Source organism: Mycobacterium sp. (assembly GCF_039583785.1).
In the GTDB taxonomy this organism is placed as follows: Bacteria; Actinomycetota; Actinomycetes; order Mycobacteriales; family Mycobacteriaceae; genus Mycobacterium.
The window spans coordinates 1-4343 of the sequence record NZ_JAVKSG010000133.1 but is presented as its reverse complement, the minus strand read 5'-3'; the positions used below and the strand labels follow the sequence as shown (position 1 = coordinate 4343).

Annotated in this window: 7 protein-coding genes, 1 tRNA gene and 1 pseudogene; 4 read left to right on the top strand and 5 right to left on the bottom strand. The window is 63.7% G+C overall.

The window, feature by feature from the left end:
- Positions 1 to 474 (bottom strand): thioredoxin-dependent thiol peroxidase, encoded by a 474-nt coding sequence (gene bcp, locus ABDV69_RS20285; protein ID WP_343577559.1) that lies wholly within the window; start codon positions 472 to 474, stop codon positions 1 to 3.
- 119 nt (positions 475 to 593) lie between these two features.
- Here bcp and ABDV69_RS20280 point away from each other — a divergent pair, with 119 nt between their 5' ends.
- Complete coding sequence (locus tag ABDV69_RS20280) at positions 594 to 821, top strand: DUF3618 domain-containing protein (RefSeq protein ID WP_343577557.1); 228 nt, start codon at positions 594 to 596, stop codon at positions 819 to 821.
- A gap of 7 nt (positions 822 to 828) precedes the next feature.
- Here ABDV69_RS20280 and ABDV69_RS20275 read toward each other — a convergent pair whose 3' ends face one another.
- Complete coding sequence (locus ABDV69_RS20275; RefSeq protein ID WP_343577556.1) at positions 829 to 1716, bottom strand: lysophospholipid acyltransferase family protein; 888 nt, start codon at positions 1714 to 1716, stop codon at positions 829 to 831.
- A gap of 47 nt (positions 1717 to 1763) precedes the next feature.
- Between ABDV69_RS20275 and ABDV69_RS20270 the strand changes: the two genes are divergently transcribed.
- Entirely contained in the window at positions 1764 to 2336 is a 573-nt protein-coding gene (locus ABDV69_RS20270) for a TetR family transcriptional regulator (protein ID WP_343577555.1), read from the top strand.
- Positions 2337 to 2464: 128 nt separating this feature from the next.
- On the opposite strand, the gene ABDV69_RS20265 is transcribed toward ABDV69_RS20270, so the two are convergent.
- Entirely contained in the window at positions 2465 to 2848 is a 384-nt protein-coding gene (locus ABDV69_RS20265; RefSeq protein WP_343577554.1) for a hypothetical protein, read from the bottom strand.
- Positions 2849 to 3328: 480 nt separating this feature from the next.
- On the opposite strand from ABDV69_RS20265, the gene ABDV69_RS20260 reads away from it, so the two are divergent.
- Positions 3329 to 3592 (top strand): hypothetical protein, encoded by a 264-nt coding sequence (locus ABDV69_RS20260; RefSeq protein WP_343577553.1) that lies wholly within the window; start codon positions 3329 to 3331, stop codon positions 3590 to 3592.
- Positions 3593 to 3636: 44 nt separating this feature from the next.
- Here ABDV69_RS20260 and ABDV69_RS20255 read toward each other — a convergent pair.
- Positions 3637 to 3783, bottom strand: a pseudogene (locus ABDV69_RS20255) (cyclodehydratase); the annotation flags it as partial.
- A 50-nt stretch (positions 3784 to 3833) separates the two neighbouring features.
- Between ABDV69_RS20255 and ABDV69_RS20250 the strand changes: the two are divergent.
- Entirely contained in the window at positions 3834 to 4139 is a 306-nt protein-coding gene (locus ABDV69_RS20250; protein ID WP_343577560.1) for an excalibur calcium-binding domain-containing protein, read from the top strand.
- A 43-nt stretch (positions 4140 to 4182) separates the two neighbouring features.
- On the opposite strand, the gene ABDV69_RS20245 is transcribed toward ABDV69_RS20250, so the two are convergent.
- A tRNA-Lys gene (locus tag ABDV69_RS20245) sits at positions 4183 to 4258 on the bottom strand.
- Positions 4259 to 4343 lie beyond the last annotated feature (85 nt).

Genomic DNA, 4343 nt, shown 5'->3' with positions numbered 1-4343 from the left:
CTAGACGTCGAGGTCGCGGCGCAACTTGGCGACGTGGCCGGTCGCCTTCACGTTGTACTGCGCCTCGGCGATCTTGCCCTTCTCGTCGACGACGAACGTCGAACGGATGACACCCTGGACGGTCTTGCCGTACATCTTCTTCTCGCCGTACGCGCCGTAGGCGCTCAGCACCTTGCGCTCGGGATCGGACAGCAACGGAAAGGTCAGCTTCTCGGCGGCGCGGAACTTGGCCAGCTTCTCCGGCTTGTCGGGGGAGATGCCGACGACGTCGAGGCCGGCCCCGTTGAGTTCGCTCAGGCTGTCGCGGAAGTCGCAGGCCTGCTTGGTGCAGCCGGGCGTCGACGCCGCGGGATAGAAGTAGACGATCACGCGCCGGCCCTTGTAGTCGGCGAGGGAGACGTTGTTGCCATCGGCATCGGGAAGGGTGAAGGCGGGCGCTTTGTCGCCCGGCGCGAGGCGTGCAGTGTCGGTCACGGAGCTGCCTTTCTGTTCACCGGCGGGCAGGGATGAACGCCGGCTGATCTAGGGTAGGTCGGCAGGCACAAACTTAGCCCGAGCCTGGTCTGGGTTCGCCGACGACAGGGAGGACAACAGTGGCGGAGCGGGATCCCGACACCATCAAGCGGGAGATCGATCGGGCCCGCGACCAGCTCGCGTCGACCGTCGACTCACTCGCTGTGCGGGCCAACCCGCGCCGACTCGCCGACGACGCCAAGGCCCGGGCGATTGGATTCGTCAAAAAGCCCGCAGTGGCGGCCTCGCTGGCGGGAATTGCAGCGCTGGTCGCCGCTCTGGCAGTGCGCCGGATTCGCAACAGGTAGCGGCGGTTCAGCTGACCTGGGCAGCCCTCGTCCAGGCCAGCGGGTTCAGCTCGCGGAATGGGTCCCCGGCGCGAATCTGCTGCAACTCCTGAAGGATCTTTTCGAGCGACTCTTGTGTTCGTTCTTTAACTGACACGACCCAGGCGTCGGCCGACTTGCCGCGCGGCTGCGTTGTCTCGATCGGCTGCCCAAATCGCAGGTACATCCGCTGTGGACGGGGAATCAGAGTGGGCCCCACGCCTCGCATCGCCGGCATCGCCATGTCGGGATTCCCGGACAGCCTGGTGCTGACGGCCCGACTGAGTCGGCCGGCCAGGCTGTCGCGGGTGAAAAGGCTCTTGTAGACATCATCGCCGCCGACCAGCCCGACCGGGACAATCGGGTAGTCGTTCTCCACCGCGATGCGCGAAAACCCGGCTCGGCCGGTCCAATTCAATTGGTATTCCTCGCCTTTGAACTTCGCAATTTCGCGTCCTCCACCCGGAAATACCAGGATGGTCGCGTTGTCGCGCATGAGTTCGCGTGCTGCATCCGGAGCGCCGACCACGCCGCCATAGGCCGTCATCAGGTCGCGGCTCAGTCCGGGACGTCCCCCGATTCGACGATCGGCCAAGGTGCGCACGCGCGCCCCTATCGCACGCCGCACGAAGTGGGGAATCAACAGGACTTCGCCACCGATGAACTGAGTGTGATTGCCTACCAACAGAAATCGTCCATCGGTCGGCAACGTCGCCACACCGCTCACGTACGGCCGACTCAGGTCGATGAGGGGAGCGATGAGGCCCTGAAGCCCGTCTAAGGCAGAGCGCAGGGTCTGCACCCGTGCCGATGGCTGCGCCGCGGCTTCGGGATTGGTGGGCTGATTCACGACAAGGTCGACTGTAGGCGGCGGCATAGCACCAATATACCAAACGAACTAGTTCGTATGGATACAATCCCTCTGTGCGGACCACCACAGAGTTGCGGAACACCATCTTGGCTGCGGCTCGATCCGAGTTCGCCCGCCACGGACTGGCCGGCGCCCGGATCGACCGGATCGCGAAGTCCGCGGCGGCCAGCAAAGAGCGGCTATACGCTCACTTCACCGACAAGGAGGCGCTGTTTCGCGGCGTGGTCGCCGCCGACATGGCGGAGTTCTTCGCCGCGGTGACACTGCGCGGCGACGCGATTCCAGAATTTGTCGGCGACATCTACGACTTGGCGTGCCGCCATCCCGAGCACCTCCGCATGATGACGTGGGCCAATCTCGAAGGACTGCTGCTCGACCCACCTCCCGTCGAGGATGGCGAATCGGTCGCGGCGCGAGATATCGGTGTGATCAAGGCCGCGCAAGCCAACGGACAGGTGGATGCGGGGTGGGAGCCGATGGACCTGCTGGTGTTGCTTTTCGGAATCGGGCTGGCCTGGGCTCAATCGCCACATCCCGATGCGTTGGCCGCAGATCCGGCGGTTGTCGCGGCTCGGCGCGCTGCCGCTGTTGAAGCGGCCCGCCGGATCGTTGTCCCGGCAACGTGATTGGCGACAGCGGGGTTGTGTTGCGACATGCGAACCAGCTACGCCGCCACCCGGCCGTTCCGCTGATCCATTGCAAGCACGGATAGGGGCCACCGGTCCGGTAGCACCCCGAGCGCGGTAATGCGCACCTACTGTTTGCAAACGGTCACGAAGATGGGGCTGGTACTGCCGCCGGTGCCGGGTACGGTTTCGATGCTTCCTGGCGCGGCGGGGATGGCGCCGGAGGTGTTGTCGTGCGTGAGGTTGAACCTGCCGCCATCGAGGGTTTTGTGCCAGTTCACCGCACCGTCTTGGTACCAGTACGTCACGGTGCTGTCGTAGGTGATGCCGAAGTTGGCGTTTTCGTGGCTGCTGGCGCTGATTTGTGTTCCGTTGAGCGGCAAACAACCCGCGGCGTTAGCGGCGACGTTGGCGGCCGCGACGGGGCTGACCGCGAGAGCGGCTGCCGAGGTTGAGACCGCGATGACGGTGCTGATGAAACCGCGCCGAGTGAAATTTAAGTTGTGCCGCATTGCACACCTCCTCTGAATTCTGTTAGCCCGATCCTAACTGCGAAATGTCAAGTGCACGTTTCACTTAACTGTGGACTGCGTCCGAGGCACCTGTGTTCTCGCTGCACGCGGGGAGCCGGCGTGTCGGATCTGCGGGGCGCTGTCGACGAAGTGAGCAGTGGCAGCAATGGCTCACGGACGCCGTTGAGCAAGTCTGTCAGGTCGACCGGACACCAGGATTGTCCGTCATCCTTGGCACCGGGTTTGCTTCCGTCGTCGTCGGTGCTCTCTGCAGCGGATGTGTCCGTCTCCGCTAGCGGGCCGCTGGGCATCGACCCGGCAATGAGCGCTGCAGCGCCATCGACGAGCCCCTCGAATGAATCGCCTGTCAGTCAGCACCGGGCCAGCCGTGTAAAGATTTACAGGCGATTCACCGTCCCTCGTTGTCAGTTTGCGCGTGAACGAGTGAACAGGGCTGGGCAAGCGGCCTACGCTCACAAGATGGAGCCCTATCCCGAAGAAATACCCGACTTCTCGCCGTTCATCAAGATGCGGCAAATACAGCTTGATCCCGAATCCGTTATCGGGAAGGAACTGCTCGACCGGTTTGCCGAGTTAGACCAGTCCTTCACCGGCCACAGCCGGATGTGGGCCGCGATCGTGAAACTCATTGGACTGACAGCAATGTGCTCCAAGGCAGTGATTGACCTTGAGAAAGAGGTGATCGATCTCCGGCGGGAGCTGCGATCCCGCGATAAGGCGTAATCACCGGCAGTCAGCACCCACATTCGTCCCACTTAGTGGTTGCCAAGGCAGCTGGTCACTCCCGGTACGACCAGCGGGCCGATCAGACCGGTGCCGTCGCGGACCCGTACCGCGAGGTGCGCGACGCCCTGGCTGTGCAACTCGCGCCGTATCCGCGAATCGGCCACCAGGTTGTCGGACAACACCCCCAGGACTGGCCCTCGTGAACGACAACGGCGACAACCTCGGGTGGAGTGACCCGATGGTGGTCGTTGGTGCCGTCGCCTCGGTTGATGTGATCGTACGGATCCTGATATCGGTCGTAATCGGCCACAACCCGTTGCGGTGGGGCAGTCACCCTAGCTCCCCGTCGACGAACAGGTCGGTCGTGCCGTCCGGTTCGGCGGGCCCCGGTCCCAACCCGGACGGGCTCCCGTACCGGAACTGTGCGGCAGCAGCCCGGGACGGTCGCTGGAACATCCACATCGGTGACCCGGCGTACAACCCGGCCCTAGACAGGAACCACGACGGCATCGCCTGCGAGCGACGGGCTCGATTCCGAGAATGAAGGACGGCGGCTTAATTAGCCAGTGATGTGTGCCGCTCTGACCTGGTGCGCCGTCAGGGTTTCGAACCCCGGACCCGCTGATTAAGAGTCAGCTGCTCTACCAACTGAGCTAACGGCGCGTGCGCGTCCTGCCGGACTGCGCTTGAGACAATAACAGTCATCAGGGGAGTGGACGAAATCGTCCGGTTTGGGATGGATCGCTGG